The sequence below is a fragment of the Stenotrophomonas sp. PFBMAA-4 genome (genome assembly GCF_030053215.1).
In the GTDB taxonomy this organism is placed as follows: Bacteria; Pseudomonadota; Gammaproteobacteria; order Xanthomonadales; family Xanthomonadaceae; genus Stenotrophomonas.
This window is the reverse complement of sequence record NZ_JASGBW010000001.1, coordinates 161,684-179,168: the sequence shown is the minus strand read 5'-3', so window position 1 is coordinate 179,168 and position 17,485 is coordinate 161,684. Positions and strand designations below refer to the sequence as shown.

At 63.4% G+C, this 17,485-nt stretch carries 12 protein-coding genes; all 12 read left to right on the top strand.

From position 1 onward, the window contains the following. Window positions 1-25: 25 nt before the first annotated feature. The 12 genes from QMZ26_RS00820 to QMZ26_RS00765 all read left to right on the top strand — a co-directional run bounded on the left by QMZ26_RS00820 (window position 26) and on the right by QMZ26_RS00765 (window position 16,941). Window positions 26-1,072, top strand: coding sequence for an ABC transporter substrate-binding protein (locus tag QMZ26_RS00820; protein ID WP_283220274.1), 1,047 nt, complete (start codon window positions 26-28; stop codon window positions 1,070-1,072). Continuing rightward, window positions 1,069-2,112, top strand: a complete 1,044-nt coding sequence (locus QMZ26_RS00815; RefSeq protein ID WP_079221878.1) for an iron ABC transporter permease — start codon at window positions 1,069-1,071, stop codon at window positions 2,110-2,112. The genes QMZ26_RS00820 and QMZ26_RS00815 overlap by 4 nt, the downstream gene beginning before the upstream one ends. After that, window positions 2,109-2,870 carry a heme ABC transporter ATP-binding protein gene (locus QMZ26_RS00810; RefSeq protein ID WP_283220273.1) on the top strand — a complete coding sequence of 254 codons (762 nt, stop codon included), beginning with the start codon at window positions 2,109-2,111 and terminating at the stop codon, window positions 2,868-2,870. Before QMZ26_RS00815 ends, QMZ26_RS00810 begins: the two co-directional genes overlap by 4 nt. A gap of 68 nt (window positions 2,871-2,938) precedes the next feature. Then, on the top strand, window positions 2,939-3,688 hold the full coding sequence (locus QMZ26_RS00805; protein ID WP_283220272.1) for a hypothetical protein: 750 nt from the start codon (window positions 2,939-2,941) through the stop codon (window positions 3,686-3,688). 427 nt (window positions 3,689-4,115) lie between these two features. After that, window positions 4,116-6,152, top strand: coding sequence for an elongation factor G (fusA, locus tag QMZ26_RS00800; RefSeq protein ID WP_283220271.1), 2,037 nt, complete (start codon window positions 4,116-4,118; stop codon window positions 6,150-6,152). A gap of 290 nt (window positions 6,153-6,442) precedes the next feature. Next, complete coding sequence (locus tag QMZ26_RS00795; RefSeq protein ID WP_079221882.1) at window positions 6,443-6,715, top strand: hypothetical protein; 273 nt, start codon at window positions 6,443-6,445, stop codon at window positions 6,713-6,715. Between the two features lie 111 nt (window positions 6,716-6,826). Then, window positions 6,827-7,582, top strand: a complete 756-nt coding sequence (locus tag QMZ26_RS00790) for a SapC family protein (protein ID WP_200732982.1) — start codon at window positions 6,827-6,829, stop codon at window positions 7,580-7,582. A gap of 86 nt (window positions 7,583-7,668) precedes the next feature. After that, a complete protein-coding gene (locus QMZ26_RS00785; protein WP_283220270.1) occupies window positions 7,669-7,899 on the top strand; it encodes a hypothetical protein in 231 nt (76 codons plus the stop codon). Between the two features lie 47 nt (window positions 7,900-7,946). Then, the gene (locus QMZ26_RS00780; protein WP_283220269.1) at window positions 7,947-8,327 is read left to right on the top strand and encodes a hypothetical protein; all 381 of its coding nucleotides are present in this window, start codon (window positions 7,947-7,949) and stop codon (window positions 8,325-8,327) included. A 703-nt stretch (window positions 8,328-9,030) separates the two neighbouring features. Next, window positions 9,031-12,822, top strand: a complete 3,792-nt coding sequence (gene dsr1 / locus QMZ26_RS00775) for an anti-phage defense-associated sirtuin Dsr1 (protein ID WP_283220268.1) — start codon at window positions 9,031-9,033, stop codon at window positions 12,820-12,822. Window positions 12,823-12,968: 146 nt separating this feature from the next. Further along, entirely contained in the window at window positions 12,969-15,518 is a 2,550-nt protein-coding gene (locus QMZ26_RS00770) for a hypothetical protein (RefSeq protein ID WP_283220267.1), read from the top strand. Next, the gene (locus QMZ26_RS00765; protein ID WP_283220266.1) at window positions 15,496-16,941 is read left to right on the top strand and encodes a hypothetical protein; all 1,446 of its coding nucleotides are present in this window, start codon (window positions 15,496-15,498) and stop codon (window positions 16,939-16,941) included. The genes QMZ26_RS00770 and QMZ26_RS00765 overlap by 23 nt, the downstream gene beginning before the upstream one ends. The last annotated feature ends 544 nt before the right edge of the window (window positions 16,942-17,485 follow it).

Sequence of the window (17,485 nt, the reverse complement as noted above, 5' to 3'; positions counted from 1 at the left end):
CGCCCGGCCAGCAAGGAGATTCCGCATGACCATCGCTTCCCGCCTGCGCCTGTGCGCGCTTCCGTTGGCCGTTTCGTTGGCGCTCGCCGCCTGTGGCGGCACGTCCGCGCCACCTGCAGCGACCGATGCCGCACCGGCCGCCACCGAAGCCCAGGCCACGGCCGCCGAGCTGCCTGCCGGCTGGCAGCGCGTGGCGGGTAGCGACCTGCCGGCACTGACCGGCCAGGTGCCGGTGCTGCCGGCCAAGGTGCGTTCCGACGACGGGGCTGATGCCGAGGTGACGGACACCAGCCGCATCATCGCCGGCGGCGACGATGTGATTGCCGTGCTGGAGGCGCTCGGCCTGGGCAAGCAGGTGTTCGCTGCGCCGACCAACACCACCACGCAGGCCGGCCAGGCCGCGCCGCACCAGTTCCTGTTCAACCGCACCACCGGCGTGGAGGGCGTGGTGAGCCTGCATGGCTCGCTGTTCCTGGGCAACAGCCTGCGTCGCCACACCGTGCTGGCCGGCAAGCTGCGCGAAGTGGGCGAGTCGGCCGTGGTCATCGACGACCTGCAGCCGGCGCCGGACAAAGTGCGCAAGGTGGCCGCGGCCGTCGGCCTGGCCGATGCCGGGCAGACCTTGGCCACCCAGGTGCAGCGCCAGCTGGATGAGGCGGCGACGCTGGGCAAGGGCCTGGCGCACGCACCGCGCGTGATCCATGTGTCGGCCACCGGCGGTGGCGGCGCGCCGACCGTGGCGGGCGCAGACAGCGCCTCGGCCGAGATGATTGCCCTGGCGGGCGGCGTCAACATCGGCAGCGAGGCAGGCGTCAAGAACTACTCGCAGCTGAGCAACGAGGGCGTCATCGCCGCCGCACCGGAGGTGATCCTGGTGACCGAGCATGATCTGCAGCAGTTTGGCGGCGCCGAGGGCCTGTGGAAGGCCTATCCGACCCTGAAGCAGACCCCGGCCGGCGCAGCCAACCGGGTCTGGGTGATGCCGGATGTGCAGTTGAAGTACACCAGCGTCGGCACCGGTGCCGGGGCGCTGGCCCTGGCCAAGGCCCTGGCGGCGCTTCCGCCGGCATGAGTCCGGCTGATCGGCGCCGTCGTCGCGGGCGGGTGATGCTGCTGGTGGCACTGCTGGCCCTGTTGGGCGCGGTGCTGGCGTCGTTCGCGATGGGGCCGCTGCGCCTGCCGCCTCTGGATGTTCTGCAGGCCCTGGGGGTGAAGCTGGGCCTGGTCGATCCGCAGGCGGTCAGCCGCCGCGACCTCGCCGTGGTGTGGCAGCTGCGCATTCCGCGCGCCCTGCTGGGGGCCATGGTGGGGGCGGCGTTGGCGATGGCCGGTGCGAGCCTGCAGGGATTGTTCGGCAATCCCCTGGCCGACCCCGGCATCGTCGGCGTCAGCCAGGGCGCGGCGCTGGGCGCCGTGGCGGCGATCGTCCTGGGGGCGGCAGGCGCGGCGGGCTGGCTGGTGCCGGTGGCCGCTTTCGCCGGTGGCGCACTGGCCATCGGCCTGACGTATGCGTTGGCGCGGCCGGGGAAGGGCAGCGGCAATGCGACGTTGTTGCTGGTGGGCATTGCGATGGCCGCGTTCTGCTCGGCGCTGATCGGCTTCCTCACCTACATCGCCAGCGAGAGCGAGCTGCAATCGCTGGTGTTCTGGCAGATGGGCTCGCTGGCGCAGGCCAACTGGTCAGATGTGGCGGCGGTGTTGCCGCTGTTCGCCATTGGCGTCTTCGCGCTGCTGCGGCTGGCGACGCCGCTGGACATGCTGGCGCTGGGCGAGCGCCAGGCCCAGCACCTGGGTCTGGATGTTGCGGCCACGCGGCGCAGGCTGGTGGCGTTCAGCGCGCTGCTGGTGGGTGCGGCGGTGGCCTTCGCCGGCTCGATCAGCTTCGTGGGCCTGGTGGTGCCGCACGTGGCGCGCCTGCTGGTCGGCCCCGGCCATCGCTGGCTGCTGCCGGTGTCGGGCGTGTTGGGCGCCTTGCTGATCGTCATCGCCGATACTGCCGCGCGTACGCTGGATCCGCCGGCGGAGATTCCGCTGGGGCTGTTCTCGGCCGCGCTGGGCGCACCGTTCTTCCTGTGGCTTGTGCTGCAGCAGCGCCGCAAGGACACGCCATGAGCGATTTCCTGCAGTTGCGCGATGTGGTGGTGCGCCGCCAGCAGCGCGAGATCCTGCACGGCATCACCCTGGCGTTCGCGCCGGGTACGGTGACGGCGCTGGTCGGCCCCAATGGCGCCGGCAAGTCGACCCTGCTGGCCGTGGCCGCGGGCGACCTGCGCCCGGACGTGGGCGAGGTGCAGCTGCACGGCGCACCCTTGCGCAGCTACAAGGCCGGTCCTTTGGCGCGCGAGCGCGCGGTGATGCCGCAGGAGCACGGCGTGCGCTTCGCCTTCAGCGTTGAAGAAGTGGTGGCAATGGGGCGCCTGCCGCATCCACCGGACCCCGCAGCGGACGATGCGCGGGTGGAGGCGGCCATTGACGCGGCCGAGTTGCAGGCGCTGCGCCTGCGCGAGGTGCAGCAGCTGTCCGGTGGCGAATCGGCGCGCACCACGTTCGCGCGCGTGCTGGCGCAGGACACGCCGTTGCTGCTGCTGGATGAGCCGACGGCCGCGCTCGATCTGCGCCACCAGGAGCGCACGTTGCGCAGCGTGCGCGCGTGCGCCGAAGCGGGCGCGTGCGTGATCGTCGTGCTGCACGACCTCAATCTGGCGGCTGGCTATGCCGATCGCATCGTGCTGCTGGAGCAGGGCAGGGTGGCGGCCGATGGCACGCCGCTGCAGGTGCTGACGGAGGAAAACCTGCAGCGCGTGTACCAGCAGGATGTCGTGGTGCTTGAACACCCGCGTCGCGGCGTGCCACTGGTGGTGGTGACCTGATGCAGTAAAGCGTCGCATTGCACGGCGACGTATCATTGGCGGTTCGTTTTTTCAACGGAATGACCCCCATGAAGCATCACTTCCCGCGCACCGCACTGCTGGTTTCCATGGTTGCAGCGGCGTGTTCCGCCCACGCTGCAACCACCCGTACGGTGTCGATCGAAAAGGCGGTCGACCAGGCCACGTCGATCGAAACGCGCCATGCAAAAGGCCCGGGTGCCGCCGCTGACCTGTTCACCACGCACTACTACGCAGGTGGCGCGATGATGATGGCCTGGGCGGACCAGCACGTGCTGCTGCTCTGCAAGAAGTCGGCGTACCTCAAGCTGCCGGGCATGAAGCCTGCAGCCAGCGAGCTGCCGCTGGAGAAGCGGCAGATGGTCGGCTACCAGGCCATGATGGCCGGCTACGGCGGCATTGCCGCGGTTGGTGGGCTGGTGGATGGCTCGATTGAAGTGGCCGATGATGGCAGCGAAGTGCGCCGCCAGGCCGAACGCAGCTGGGCCTACGGCATTGAACGCTACGCTGTGATCAGCCAGCGCATGCCCAATGGCGCACTGCGCGTGCGGGCGCTGAAGACCGCAACGGTGAACAACGCCAAGCCGTCCAAGCCGGGCGACAGCTTCAGCACCGATGATGACCAGGCAGCGCGCCTGGCCGAGCTGGGTGCGGTGGGCAGCTGGACGGAAATCACGATCCATGACACGCCCAAGCGTGGCGAGGTGGATGCCGATTACTCGCTGAAGGATTGGGTGTCGGTGACCGGCGATCACGCTGCGACGGTGGGTGAAGCGCGGCGGATCAACGGCTGCGAGTGACAGCCTCGGCAAGCCTCATCGTTCCATCTGTGCGCGCAATATTCACTTGCGCGCCAGAATGACAGGTCTAGAATGCGCCCCATGAACCGGATGCCGCTCCTGAAGTTTTTCACCCTGACCCGCGCTAGCGCGGAACGGGCGTGTCTGCCTGGAGTGCCACGGGGTCGTTGATACGGCCATCGATGGACCATCCACAGAGCGCCCTTCGGGGCGCTCTTTTCGTTTCCGGTTTTGTAGAGTCGACCGTTGGTCGACTGGTTGTTCCAGTAGTCGACCAACGGTCGACTCTACCCATCCCATTGTTTTCACCAGATACACCAAGGAGAACGTGCCATGCACCAGATCGCCGAGACCGAACGCTAGCCGCGCCCCCTGTCGCCAACCGGGGGGCGCGGCCCCTGAAGTTGGCTTTGCAGGAACCTTTCTCATGAACACCCAAGTCCTTTCCCGCCGTCGCAACCTTGGCATCATTGCCCACATCGACGCCGGCAAAACCACGCTGACCGAACGCCTGTTGTGGAAAAGCGGCGAGATCCATCGCGTCGGCGAAGTACATGACGGCAACGCGACCACCGATTTCTCGGCGATCGAGCGCGAACGTGGCATCACCATCGGCGCTGCGGCCGTGCAGGCGCAGTGGGCGCCGCGCGACCTGCCGCCGCATCGGCTGACCCTGATCGACACCCCTGGCCACATCGACTTCGCCATTGAAGTCGAGCGTTCGCTGCGCGTGCTCGACGGCGCCGTGGCCGTGTTCTCGGCCGTGGATGGCGTGCAGCCGCAGTCGGAAACCGTGTGGCGCCAGGCGCGGCGGCATCGCGTGCCGCTTATCGCCTTCGTCAACAAGATGGACCGCGTCGGCGCGTCGTTCGAGCGCGTGCTGGAGCAGCTGCAGGACAAGCTGCAGGCGCGACCATGGGCGTTGGGTGTGCCGCTGGGCAGCGAAAGCGATTTCCATGGCTGGGTCGATCTGGTCGACGAACGCGTGCTGCGTTGGCAGGACGGCGCTGCGGCGTCCATCACCCCCTGGGGTGAGGACGAGCGCGGGCAATGGCAGGCACAGCGGCAGGCGCTCATCGAGGCGGTGGCCGACCATGACGACGTGCTGGCCACGGCGTGGCTGGAAGGCGCCGTGATCGATGCGACGATGCTGCGCGCGGCCATCCGTCGGGCCACGCTGGCGGGCGCCGGCGTGCCGGTGCTGGCGGGCGCAGCGTTCAAGGACAAGGGCATCGAAACGCTGCTGGACGCAGTGGTCGATTACCTGCCGTCGCCGCTGGACCGCCCGGCCGTCACTGCCGAAGCGGAACAGGGCGAGGTGACGCTGCCGCCGGATCCGGAAGGTCCGCTGGCGGGCCTGCTGTTCAAGATCACCCACCAGCAGCACGGTGCGCTGAGCTTCGTGCGGTTGTACTCGGGCACCTTGAAGGTAGGTGATGCCATTGCCAGCTCGCAGCACCCGCAAGGGCGCCGCGTCAGCCGCCTGGTGCGCGTGCAGGCCGACCAGACCCACGACATCGAACAGGCCGTGGCCGGTGACATCGTCGCGGTGCTGGGCTGGAAGGATGCCGTCAGCGGTGAAACGCTGAGCGGGCGAGGGCAGCCGTTGCGCCTGGAAAGCATCCAGTCGCAGGCGCCGGTGCTGGCCTGGCGGCTGGAGCCGGCACGCGCGGCCGACCTGATCCGCATGGCGCAGGGCCTGGCCAGCCTGGCCCAGGAAGACCCGTCGTTCAAGGTGGAAACCGAGCGCGACAGTGGTGAAACCCTGGTCTGGGGCATGGGCGAGCTGCACCTGGAAGTGATGGTCGAACGCCTGCGCAGCGAGTGGAAGGTCGACGTCGGCGTTGGCGCGCCGCGCGTGGCCTACCAGGAAACGCCGTTGCGCGCGGTGTCCGGTGCGGTTGGCCGGGTGTCCAAGCAGAACGGCGGCCAGGGCCAGTTTGCCCATGTGGTGCTGGACGTGGTGCCGCGCGAGGACGACCAGGTCGTGTTCAACGACCGCATCGTCGGCGGCGTGGTGCCGCGCAGCTTCATCGCTGCGGTGGAAAAGGGTGTGCGTGCGGCGCTGACGACCGGCCCGCAGGGACATCCGGTGGTGGGCATCGAGGTGAGCTTGGTGGATGGGGAAACCCACGCCAAGGATTCCTCGGAAATGGCTTTCCACCGCGCCGGTGGTGAGGCGATCAAGGCGGCGCTGGCGGCGGGTGGTACGCAGCTGCTGGAGCCGGTGATGGCAGTGACGGTGCATTCGCCGTCGGCCTCGGTGGGTGATGTGGTGGGTGACCTCAACCGTCGCCATGGCCGCATCGCACGCATCGACGACCAGGACGGTCGCGCCGAAGTCAGTGGTTTTGCGCCGCTGGCCAATCTGGTGGGGTACACCACCTCGCTGCGCTCGCTCAGCCAGGGCCGCGCCAGCAGCGAAGCACACCTGCACGGCTACGAGCCCGTGCGCGCTGCATGATGAGTGGAGCAGGGAGCCCGTTCGCGGGCTCCCTTTTTTTGTTTGGAAGTGCCGCGCGCATCCACGCATGGCGTGGATCTACTGGTATCTGCAGGTGCGATGCGTATCCATGCATGGCATGGATCTACAATGGGGTGGTAGATCCACGCCATGCGTGGATCGCATGTGTCCGTCATTACGCGCGTCGGCTCGCGCCGCACTGCAACAAAACTGCAGAAAAAGCTGGATTAAAGTGATGCCTCACGATAAATTGCGCACCCCCAGTTGATTTGCCGCCGACCGCACCCGCCATGCGTGATGACAATGACCCCGGAACCCTGGAGCTGACCCTGCCGCGCAAGCGCGGTCGGCCGCCCAAGTTCGGGTACGCGATGAGCGATGCGCAGCGGGCTGCGCGCTACCGTGCGCGCAGGGCAGGGCAGGCCAACCACGCCGATGTCCGCTCGTGCAGCGACATGGTGCTGCTGGACAAGATCCGCGCGGCGGTCAGCGCCCGCGACACTGAACTGGCCGGCTTCCTGGTCCATGTACTGTGGCAGCGCTATCCGCTGCAGCTGAAATAAATCTTCGTCGGGGTGGCTCTTGTCACCCGGCTTGTTGATAATGCGGGGTTCAGGTTGTTCCCGCTGGCGCGCCCGGGATGGCAGGCGTGCATGTTCGACATGGCTTTGACGATGACCACCACCAGCGACACCACCACCGAAGCTGCACCGAGCGGCGCACCCCTGTTCTACACCCGTCCGGTGCCGCTGCAGGCCGACCGGCACGCTGACGTGCGCATCCTGCCGGGCAAGCTTGAGTTCGCTGCCAGCAGCAACTCGATCCCGCTGGTGCTCGGCGAGTTCTCGCTGGCACTGCACCATTTCCCGATTCTGTTCGCTGGCCCGACCGCCGTGCCGATGGCAGCCGTGGGCGTGACCACCGACAACCTGTTTATCACCGATGGCCTGTGGGCGGACGACACCTACATCCCGGCCTACCTGCGCCGCCACCCCTTCATCTTCATCGATACGGGCGAGGGCAACGATTTCCTGCTGGGCATCGACGAAGACAGCCCGCGCATTGCGCGTGGTGGCGATGAAGGCCAGCCGCTGTTCGTGGACGGCAAGGCTGCCGACATCGTCCAGCAGGCCCTGGATTTCTGCGGCCAGTACACCCGCGAGCACGCGCAGACCCAGAGCTTCTCCAAGGCGCTGCTGGACGCCGACCTGCTGGTCGAGCGCAACGCCACCATCCGCCTGCCCGATGGCCGTGAGTTCAACCTCAACGGCTTCTTCGTGGTGGACGTGGAGAAGTTCGTCGCACTGCCGGAAGCCACGGTGGTTGAGTGGCACCGCAGCGGCTGGCTGGCGCTGATCCACCAGCACCTGATGTCGCTGGGTCGCTTCAACGATCTGACCCGCCGCCAGGCCGAGCGCGACGCCGCCTGAGTTGGTCCTCTGGCGCGGCAGCCCGCCTGTCGCGCCGGATAGTGCTTCGGCACCGTCGCGCATCCACGTGGTGCGCGGCGAACCTGATGGCGCAGGGCGTGTGTTTTCCCGCCTGGCCATTCAAGCAAATACGCATCGGCTGCGATTCCCGGGCCGGCAGCGTGCTGGGCGATGCCTGGCACAGTGGCAAACGGACCTGTACGGATTTTGCGATCATCGCCAAGCGCGCTGGCGTTGGCGATGCGGCGTGGGCGTTGAATTCTGAGGGCCAAGGCTCTGGTTGGGCGCTCAGATTTCAAGAGATTTTCGCCTATTAACGTGACGCATCACGGTCGAGCGACTGGAAGGCTCACGAGGAGGCAGCATGTCTGTTCCAATCCGTTGGTGCGTGGCGGTGTGTGTGCTGGTGCTTGCGAATGGCTGGGGTGTGCCCGGGCGCGCCCAGGAGTCGTCGGCTGAAGATCAGATCGAGGCAGCCGGCGTCATGGAGATCATCCCGGGTGGCCGAACACTGGGATCCATCCGGCTGGATGACGGACGCTGCTTTGATCTGGCGTTGCCTGGGGACGTGTTGAAGCAGCCGCGACGCTGGGACGGAAAGCGCGTCGGTGTCAGCGGTCCGCTGATGTACCGGCCACAGGGCCTCATCGAAGGGATGATGTGGTTCGACATCAAGGACCGGAAGGTCGAGGGGTTGGGGTGCTCGCAGAGCATCATCTATGTGGAGGGGATCAGGAGGTTGTAGATCCTGGCTGGGGTGGAGTTCGCTAGAACATAATATACATTATGCGAAATCGTCTAGGCGGGCTATTGCGGCGAGGAAGGCAAGTCAAGCTGGGGCGCCAAGAAGACCGCCATCCCCCGGGCCGAATTGGAGGCTGTGTTGATCACCTGCGACAACAGTCTTGAAAGCCTGCGTGACCGTAGTCTGCTCTGCTCTGCTCTGCTTGGCCTTTGGCAGTGGCGTACACCGGTGCAGCGAAGTCGTTGCCGCGGATATGCGCGACCTGCGGAACGCCGGCAAGGACGCCCACATCTACACGCGGGGCCTAATGTGGATTCGACGCTGGACATTCCGATCCTGGCGCGCAGCGCCCGGGCGCTGGCTGCCTGGCTCGATGCGGCGAGAATTCGCGAATCAACCAATCTCTGGCGGATATGGAAGGGTTACGTCGTCCCTGCCCTCCGCCCGGCGCTGATGGCGATGACCGGGCATCGAGCATTAGCGTTGTGTGATCGAATAATTCAAGGTGGGAGCACCCAAGGCAAACCGATGGCGCACTTGCTGAAGTAGACTTGTTAACCGATGCGCGTCAGACCCAAGAAGCAGCTCGATCTGCTGTTTGACGAGTGGATTCCGCGAACCAAGCAAGCGCGCATCAACGACAAGGCGCAGATTACCGCCTAGGAAGATAATCTGCGGTTAGCGACAAGGAGAGGCGCAAGTCATGCAATTCGTCAAGAACGGACCTGATGTTCCGGAGCAGCTGCTCCAGGCCCACGAAGATGGTCGCGTGGTGTTTTTCTGCGGCGCTGGCATATCCTATCCAGCCGGGCTGCCGGGCTTTGGTGGGCTGATCGACAAGGTCTACGACGCGCTTGGAACTACACGCACGCCAAGTGAAGATCAAGCCTACAAGAATGCCCAGTACGATGCCACGTTGGACCTACTAGAACGTCGTTTCCCAGGCCAGCGCGCCGCCGTTCGATCAAAGTTACCTGGATCGCTCAAGCCCAACTACAAGAAAAAGGGTGCAGTCCAGACACATTCGGCATTGCTTCGCCTAGCTACCGGCCGTGACGGCGCGGTAAGGCTTGTCACCACCAATTTTGACCGCATATTTCAGAGGGTCATCAAGCGCGAGAAGTTGGGAATACCCAGCTTTCCCGCCCCTCTACTTCCGATACCGAAGAACAGTCGATGGAATGGGATTGTATATCTGCACGGTCTTCTTCCGGACTCGCCCGATGATGGCGCTCTGCAGCGCCTTGTTCTTTCCAGCGGCGATTTTGGTCTTGCGTACCTGACGGAACGCTGGGCCGCTCGCTTCGTAAGCGAGTTGTTTCGCAACTATGTGGTCTGCTTTGTCGGATACAGCATAGGCGATCCCGTACTCCGATACATGATGGACGCCCTGGCCGCAGATCGGATGCTTGGCGAGTACACGCCAGATGCATATGCGTTCGGTGATTTCAAGCCAGGAGAAGAATCGTCTGCGAAAGTTAATTGGTCAGCGAAAGGCGTGACGCCGATTCTTTACGAGACCTCGGTAACCGGCCTGGATCACTCTGCCCTTCATGAGACACTGAATGAGTGGTCTAAAACCTATCGAGACGGAGTCCAAGGAAAGGAGCGCATCATCGTTGACTATGCGTCCTCTATGCCTTTGGCGAGCACCCAGCAGGATGACTTCGTTGGTCGCATGCTGTGGGCCTTGTCTCACAAGTCGGGTATGCCCGCAAAGAGATTTGCAGATTTTGATCCTGTCCCATCGCTGGAATGGCTGACACCGCTGTGTCACGAGCGATACGCGCATAACGACCTGATTCGATTCGGTATTCCGGCTGCTTCAGAGTCAGACGATAAACTGAAGTTCAGCCTAACTCGGCGCCCTGCCCCGTACACACACGCCCCTTGGATGCTGATTGCTCGCTACGGCAGTTTATCGGGCAGATGGGATCAGGTGATGCATCAGTTGGGACGTTGGCTGTGCCGCCACCTAAACGATCCCGCCTTGGTTCTTTGGCTCGTAGAGCGCGGAGGACGACTGCATGACGACTTCTCTTGGCTAGTCGAGAACAAGCTTGAGGAAATTGACAAGCTTCAAACAGCCGGAGACACGGTTGCGCTCCAGCGCATGCGAGACAGTGCCCCGAACAGCATTCCGACTGCGCCGATGCGAACCCTGTGGCGACTCCTTCTCGCAGGACGCGTTAGGTCGCCTGCCACTAGCTCAGACATCTACAGTTGGAAGAGTGCGCTCCGGCGGAACGGTCTTACTCCAACATCACGCATCGAGTTGCGAAAACTGCTGGAGCCGCAAGTGCGGATCCGCGAGCCATACCACCTTGACGAACAGGCCGGGGACGCTGTCGAACCAACGCGACTCAAACAGGTTGTCGAGTTCGAGCTGGTTCTGGCCTCCGATAATGTTGGTACGGCATTGGCAGAACTCCAACAGTCAGAACTATGGCGAGGCGCGCTACCACTATTCCTAAAGCATGCTCAGCAACTTCTACGTGATGCACTGGATCTGCTAGGTGAACTTGGAGAGGCCGACGAGCGAAGTGACCGCTCGCATTGGGATTTGCCGTCTATCAGCCCGCATTGGCAGAACCGAGGCTTTCACGACTGGGTGTCTCTCATTGAGCTATGTCGTGATAGCTGGCTCGCGACACTGGAAGAGGATCCGGAGATGGCGCGGAGCATTGCGCAGGACTGGTGGCGGGAGCCGTACTCGACGTTCAAGCGACTGGCCCTGTTTGCAGCGTCAAAGGAAGGCATCGCGTCGGGTGGGGAGTGGGCGGACTGGCTGGTGTCCGAAGAAGCATGGTGGCTGTGGTCGGTAGATTCTCAACGTGAGGTCATGCGTCTGCTGGTCCTGAGAGGAAATGAGCTTTCGTCAAGCATGCGGGACCGCTTGGAGGCGGCCATTCTGGCCGGCCCCCGTCGTTCCATAGCGGTAGCTGATGAGCACTGGCGACCCAGGGCAGACCGCGCCGCGTGGTTGCGACTTGCCAAGCTTGCCTCAACGGGTGAGCCGCTCGGGGAGCTGGCGCAGGCGAAGCTAGAGGAGCTTTCTGTCGCTTACCCACGCTGGGAACTTGCTGAAAATGAGCGCGATGAGTTTTCGCACTGGATGAGCGGAAGCGGCGACCCAGACTTTGAGGGTCAGCGGCAGCTGGAGCGCGCTCCGCTGGAGCATGCAAATCTGATGGAATGGCTATTGAAGCCGAAAGTCGACGACTTCTTCTATGAGGATGATTGGCGAGTACTGTGTCGTGACAAGTTCCGTGTTGCGTTTAGGGCCTTGAAGGATCTCGCGCAGGCAGGCCACTGGCCAAGCGAGCGCTGGAATGAGGCGCTGCAGGTCTGGAGCGATCAGACGCACCTGCGGCGATCGTGGCGGCTAGTGCCGCCGGTCCTTACTCGAGCCAGTGATGAAACGCTGAGAGAGATGGCGCACAGCGTGTCTTGGTGGATGGAGGCGCCTGCGAAGTCGCTGGATCGGCATGAAGAGCTTTTCTTGTCGCTGTGCCGCCGTGTTCTTGCCCTGGATCACGACGATAATGAGGGCGATGCCCAGCCAACTCAGCATGCGATCAATCATCCGATAGGCCATATCACTCAGGCCTTGCTTAACTATTGGCTGAGCCAGCAGCCCCGGGATGGGCAGGGATTGCCCGAAGAGCTGAAGGCGATCTTCACGGGCCTATGCGATACGAGAGTCCATCAGTTTCGTCACGCGCGCGTATTGCTTGCCACTCACGTCATTGCACTGTTTCGGGTAGATCGCGAGTGGACCGAACATAGTGTCCTGCCACTGTTCCGGTGGCAGACATCGCACACCCAAGCTCGGGCGGCATGGGAAGGTTTTTTGTGGTCACCCCGTTTGTATCGTCCACTGCTCACAGCCTTTAGAGCGGACTTCCTAGAGACAGCAAGCCACTATGCCGATCTTGACGAACTGGACAGCCAGTACGCGACCTTCTTGACTTACGTCGCTCTTGACCGAGCCGATACGTTTACTGCCAGTGAGCTAGCAGCTGCCACCGATAGCCTCTCTGCACAAGGACTCAGGGAGTGTGCGCAGGCACTTGCGCGGGCCCTTGAGGGGTCGGGGGAGAGGCGTAGCGAGTACTGGGAAAATCGGATAGAGCCATATTGGCGCGAGATCTGGCCTAAGGCCCGAAATCGCGCGACCCCCGGAATTTCCGAGGAGCTTGCGCGGCTAGTGGTGGCTGCGGGCGACGCATTCCCGCGAGCACTGGCAACAGTGAAGGAATGGCTGCAACCATTCGATCACCCAGGTTCTATCGTCCACAGATTGCACGAGTCCGGCCTATGCAGAAAGCATCCCAAGGACGCGCTGACACTGTTGCATGTTCTTATCAGGAACGACTTCTGGCCCGTTAACAAGCTAGTTTCTTGTATGGATGAGATCGTAATCGCATGGCCGGAAGCTGACCACGATGGGCGATACCAGAGAATCATGGAGATCATTCGCGCGCATCAGTGAAGCCAAAGCCTAGGACGTGGCGGAGTGTGCCAATATCGCATTGGCCACTCCGCCACAGAAAGCCATCCGGCCCCTAGAGGGCCCGCATGCGGACGGTGTGTTCTGCCGGGGAGACAACCAATCGTGAGAGGCGCGAGTGGATGAGTATGGATCTGGATATCGAACGCACGATTCGGGATGGCGAGCGTAATCAGGACGCCAAACGCCTGATCCATAACTGGTGCCGTCACGCCCGCGTGGAGAAGTTCGGCGGCACGGGCCTGATCGAGATGGAAACCGGCCTACCCATTGGACACCACTCCATGGTGTGCGATTTCGCCCCGGCTTCAGTCATGGCGACGTGGCTACTGGAAGAGTCCGCGGTGCGTTTCCATGACATCCATTGCGCGGGTTGCTCGCATCGCGTGCCGGTCGCTTTGCCCAACCTCGCCATGCTGGTGGCGCAACGTGATGCCGATCGCAAGGACGCAGAGACGCGTGCGCAGAATGCGCAACGCGTCAAGCAGGCGGCCCTGCAAGCTCGCGCAACCGTCCGCGCTGAGCTGCGGAAGATTTTGCCGGTCCTTTCCAAAACCTTCATGGACGACCTTGACCGGCTAGATGCCGATCGCGACGAACAAGCGGCGACCCGTGTGATCGAAAGCGCCCGACTGGCGCCGGAAATGCTCGTGCCAGCTCTTACCGAGTATCTTTTCTCGGTACTGGAAGGCGACGACCACTGGTTGGATGTGCCGGGACTGACCCTTCTGGCTGACACCCCCGACCAGCCTCGATTGATCCGCTGTGCGATGAAATGCCTGCGTGAGGGCTATGCACTCGACCTCGCCGCTGCGATGATCATGCAGCGGCTGGACCACATCGATGCAGCAGACGTCCCCGGGGCGGTCATCGGCCTGGCGTACGTCGCGACGCCACCCCGCCCGGAGTTCGGCCATCCGCACCGCGACGACGGTGATCCGAGTCCGCTGATTCAACTTGCGGATCGCTTTCCCGAGCCCGTCGAGCAAGGCCTGCTTGCCTTGCTTGCGCACCGCGATCAACTTCGCGTGGGCGTAACGGCCCGTGCCATGGGTCTGTTGATTACACGAAGTGAGCGTTGGGTCCGCCCCTTCATACGTCCGCTGGCGGCGCACCTGTCTCGGCTGGACTTCCTGGTCGAGATTGAGCGCGATTCTGAGTTGCGGAGCATCGCCCATGACCTCCAAGTGACTTTAGCCAGTGCTTTCATGGCCGTTCCCGACTTAGCCGATGAAGAGTTAATGCGCCAGTTCGAGAGTGCCTCGAACGAAGGGGAAGGCCGGGTGGCGGGAGTCTACGAGCACGTGCTGCGCCTCGCTCGCCGCACTCGTGACAGCTCGCTCGTCATGGAGCCGGCCCATACCCAAGCATTAGTCGTGGCGATTCGACGGCTGTCGGCGCTGTCGGCGACCTCAGACAACAGCGAGGTCAATCAGCAGGTCCTGGCTTCGTTTCGGCATCCGGGGGCCGCGCTCGCACCGGCCGCGAAGGCTGCGATGGACGTGCTGCTGGGCACCGCCGCGGTGCTCAATTCGAAGCTGGAGGCGCCAGAGCCAGAGCCCAGCATCCGCACGCTTTCCCATCCGTTGGCGGAAATGGAGAAAGCCAATCGCCGCTCGAATCTGTGGCATTTGCGTGCGGCATTGCTTGAGCTGGCCATCCAAGGCGCGCTGGCTGATTCCGAGGGGCTGTCACGCTTCGAGGCCTTTCTTAGTCAGCGCGGCGTGCTTGGCGATACATTCGAGGCGGCAATCGTGCGGGAGATCGCGCCAGTTCTCGCGACCAGCACCGGGCTGAAGACCATGTTGCCCTACCTGTACAGTGCGATGGTTGGCGCCTCGGTCACAGGCCGCGCTGCAGCCGCCGACGCGCTTAAGGAAATAGGCAGCCGGCGATTCGCCGATCTCCCCGACTTGGTCGCCGATAGCCTCGTACTGATGCTCTTCGATCCTTACGTCATCGTGCACAAGGCTGCGGTGCAAGCACTGGGGCGACTTCGGCTTCCGGCCCACTTCAACCGTTTGGTGGCCGCTGCCCTGGATAATCTCATCGTCGCATATCGACAGGGTAGTGATTCCGAGTTCCTGCTCGAGTGCATGGAGGCAAAGGTAAGGACGCGAGGAGACGAAGGCCCTTTGCCCGAGGCGCAGGGCCAGGTACTGTTGACCTTGGTGGCAGAACTGGAACCATCGGTACTCTTGCGTAGCGGACACCGTTACTTCCTCAGGCAGCTTCAGCACCTCGACGGATGGGCGGTGTTGGTCTTGGGCTGGATCCGCCATTGCCGGGAAGACTACGAGCTCGAGCATGCGCTGGAACTGGCTTTAGACCTTCCCGTTGGCGCCTGCGCGCCCCAGATCCCGGCTATCCTGGAAGCGGTGGCGACCGAGCCGAGCAGCCCCCATCTGTGCGGCACGTTCGTTGAGCTGCTCTCGCGCGATCGTGCCTGGTTGGGCGCAACGCAGGTGGCTGCGTTGCACAGGGCGGCCTTTTCCGACACCGTGCGTGAGCGTGCTCGCCGGCTGCAGGCGCAGCAGCTCGAGCGCCGCGTCCGCTTCGAGTACTTGATTAGCGAGGGCCAACTGGAAGAGGCCTTGACCCTGGGGCATGCTTGGATGCAAGCCGACCAAGATCTGACGCAACTATTAGAGAATGATGAAAAATTCCCTTTCTTCTGAGTCCTTGCAGCCGCGCCTGCAGGCGTTGGAGGCATTGGCGGCGATCGCCCAAGGTCGGTGGCCACCCCACGATCTGAAGGCGCTGGCTGTGGCTCTCGATTCGGTGTCATTGGCCTTTTCGAGCGCGGCGGCCGCAACGGCATACAACGCCTTCGGCGGTGTCGTGCGGATCGTCGACATGCTGGCGCATTGGCATAGGGGCATCCTTGACGCAGAGCCGGATGCCGGCCGGTATCTACGCAGCGCCCGCGAGCGTCACCGCCTATGGTTGGATGACTACGGCCATAGCGATGTCGCGGCGGAACTGCGCGCGGCCGTGGAAGGTCTAGCGACGCTGGAATCGACGGACCAAGTCGCCGACATAGCCAGGACGCTCACCACTGTGCCGTTGCCCATCGGCATCTTCGCGCAGCCGGTGAAACCTGACTGGGTCGTCAAGGCGGACCTAGCGCCCACAAAAAAGGAGCCGCCGGTCGATCTGACCGTAGCGTTCTTGAAGTTCCAGTTTGATGGCCAACCGGCAGCGGAAGTGCACCAGCTTGCGGCTCGAGAAGTTCACGATCTGGAGATCGAAGTGCGAGTGTCTCGCTGGCCGAAAGACAAGCGAGAGCTTCGGCTGACGCCGATCTCGGTGGAGCCGAAAACGACCTACGACTTCCCCTGCTTCCAGTTCGAAAAGCCCGACGGCGAAGCGCCGTACACGATGCGGCAGAGCGGTCGCGCCGCCCTGCTGCTACCACAAGGCATGCACGCGCGACCCTTCGAGTTCAAGTATACCGCCGAGTTCATCCCTGAACACGGGGATCAACCGGTGGCAGTTGTAGGCCACCGCACGCTGATCGTTGACGGTGCCGACGCAACAAAGCTGCAGGTCTGCGGTTATCCAGGGCTGGACCAGACGCTGTTCGCACTTCGGGAAATACTTCGTCGCCGTCCGGGCGTGCCGCAAGCGGAATCTGGCGATGCACTGCTCGTCCTTGCCGCGCTGTGCAACTTGGCCGGCCGTGCGGTTCAGGACGCCGAGTTCAAGGGAAGATGGGATGAAGCAGCGTTCCAACGGTACGTGCGCGCAGAGTTGCGTCGCCATCCGTTGATCGGCGCGGATCTGGACGAACACGCCCATGCAGCCGGCGGCATCACTGATCTGTCATTGCGCGGATTGCCAATCGAGCTCAAGGCAGTCGACACGCTAATCAGCTCTGTCGGTCAGTGCGAACCATTCCTCGCCCAAACCGCCAGCTATGCCGTAGCCAAATCCAAGCGCACGGCGATCTTGTGCGTGCTAGACAGTAGCGATAAGAAGACGGCGCCGGTACCGCCCGAGACGCTGCTGGACATCCGCGCACATGCCCAAGACACCGTGTCGATCTGCGTTCTGGTGATCCAGGGCAATCTGGCTCGGCCGAGTGCGTTGTCGCGCTGAATACTCTTCGGCTCTTCCCTCACGTGTGAAGCTTCAACCTTAGTCTGTTCTGCAATCCTTCTGGTAACCGCGTGTGGCTCGGAAGAATCTACTCTTAACCAGTAGTTTGAATGATTGTTTTAAGCCGGGAATTGCCTTTCCCGACCCATGATAAATCTTACTATTCGGCAGTACAGCTTTGCCTGACGACGTGCCTAGAGCCGGATGCAACTGATCAGCCGTCAATTGACTCAGGTGCGATTATGTCGCATTAGCCCCGATCTGAGGTTCCGCGCCCTTGCCGCACGCTGGATGGATTGTCTGCCTGCAGAGCGCTGTCCAGGCCAAGCCACACAAGGCGCTCGCGGAGATCCCTCCCCATGCGACAATGCCGAAAGCGTCAGGGTGATTGGCGGATTTGACCCCAAGCCCTAGCCACAGCGCACAACCGGACGTAATCCTAGCCGGGCCACCGGAAAAGGGTGGTCGGGGCCTCGAAATCCCCGGTTGTGCAATTGTGAAAAGCGCTTGTCAGCCGGCATCACTCTGCGTGATGCCGGCTGGC

Bases quoted from the DNA above. Each gene is read 5' to 3' on its own strand.
- QMZ26_RS00820 (WP_283220274.1), top strand. From the start codon at position 26: ATGACCATCGCTTCCCGCCTGCGCCTGTGCGCGCTTCCGTTGGCCGTT.
- QMZ26_RS00815 (WP_079221878.1), top strand. From the start codon at position 1,069: ATGAGTCCGGCTGATCGGCGCCGTCGTCGCGGGCGGGTGATGCTGCTG.
- QMZ26_RS00810 (WP_283220273.1), top strand. From the start codon at position 2,109: ATGAGCGATTTCCTGCAGTTGCGCGATGTGGTGGTGCGCCGCCAGCAG.
- QMZ26_RS00805 (WP_283220272.1), top strand. From the start codon at position 2,939: ATGAAGCATCACTTCCCGCGCACCGCACTGCTGGTTTCCATGGTTGCA.
- fusA (WP_283220271.1), top strand. From the start codon at position 4,116: ATGAACACCCAAGTCCTTTCCCGCCGTCGCAACCTTGGCATCATTGCC.
- QMZ26_RS00795 (WP_079221882.1), top strand. From the start codon at position 6,443: ATGCGTGATGACAATGACCCCGGAACCCTGGAGCTGACCCTGCCGCGC.
- QMZ26_RS00790 (WP_200732982.1), top strand. From the start codon at position 6,827: ATGACCACCACCAGCGACACCACCACCGAAGCTGCACCGAGCGGCGCA.
- QMZ26_RS00785 (WP_283220270.1), top strand. From the start codon at position 7,669: ATGGCGCAGGGCGTGTGTTTTCCCGCCTGGCCATTCAAGCAAATACGC.
- QMZ26_RS00780 (WP_283220269.1), top strand. From the start codon at position 7,947: ATGTCTGTTCCAATCCGTTGGTGCGTGGCGGTGTGTGTGCTGGTGCTT.
- dsr1 (WP_283220268.1), top strand. From the start codon at position 9,031: ATGCAATTCGTCAAGAACGGACCTGATGTTCCGGAGCAGCTGCTCCAG.
- QMZ26_RS00770 (WP_283220267.1), top strand. From the start codon at position 12,969: ATGGATCTGGATATCGAACGCACGATTCGGGATGGCGAGCGTAATCAG.
- QMZ26_RS00765 (WP_283220266.1), top strand. From the start codon at position 15,496: ATGAAAAATTCCCTTTCTTCTGAGTCCTTGCAGCCGCGCCTGCAGGCG.